This window comes from Oleiphilus sp. HI0043 (assembly GCF_001634935.1).
In genome coordinates this window covers 1-882 of record NZ_LWEY01000129.1, presented here as the reverse complement: position 1 = coordinate 882, position 882 = coordinate 1, and the positions used below count along the sequence as shown (strand labels likewise).

The window sequence follows — 882 nt, the reverse complement described above, 5'->3', positions numbered from 1 at the left end:
GACCTTAATGAACTTTTGCAGGGACAGTCAGTTCCGGTTGTACTGATGGAGCTTCTTGATAAAGCCGGGTGGCGTGAGCATTTGGCCTTAGTCGCTGTTCGCGATGGCGAAACAAGTGAAGGCTATACCGAAGCATTAAATGTTGTAGATGTACTTTTATCGTGGTTGGGTGAAGAGGTTGATGATAGTGACCAATGGGCCGTTGAACTAGAAATGGAGTTGGAAGCGCCTTCTATATTAGAACTAATCACAAAAGAGTTAACAATTGTTGGGCCTGTTGGATATGAGACGGTATTGCAGCGACTGGAAGATTGTTTGTTCCATGATGTTGATCCGCTGCTCGTCAAGATTGATCGATACGAATGGCCTTACGAGAAAACTGAAAAAGAGATTAAAGACCTGCGTCCAGATCAGGGTCAGGACCCACAAGCTTCTCATTGGCATAAGCGCGTAGTGACGATGAAAGTTGGTGAATGGGTTGAAATAAAAGATGATCAAGGGCGTGCCAGATGCTTGCGCCTCGCCTGGTCAGGAAGTGAGTCTTTCCGGTTCGTATTTGTTGATAGCCAAGGCATGAAAGATGAAGATATGCCTTTGGATAAGTTGGTCGAACTGTTTAAAGCTAATAAAGCAAGCTTTGTTGATAACGATGAAGTGCCCTTGGTTGACCAAGGCTTACATCAAATGGTTCAGTCTGTTTACGAAGAACTTGCTAGCCAGTCTAGTTGTGATGTATTGACAGGTTTACTTAATCGTCAGGCATTTGAACGCGGCTTAGAACAAAGTATTTCCGGTGCTGTTACTAATCAAAGTAAAGCGACTTTGATTTATATCGATGTCGATAAGTTCAATTTAACCAATACCAGCTATGGGCATCATGCT

The 882-nt window shown here is 43.4% G+C and carries 1 protein-coding gene; it reads left to right on the top strand.

All coding sequences use genetic code 11. The features are described from left to right. Positions 1-882: DUF1631 family protein (locus A3729_RS02680; protein ID WP_156497592.1), on the top strand; the 882-nt coding region annotated here is incomplete at both ends.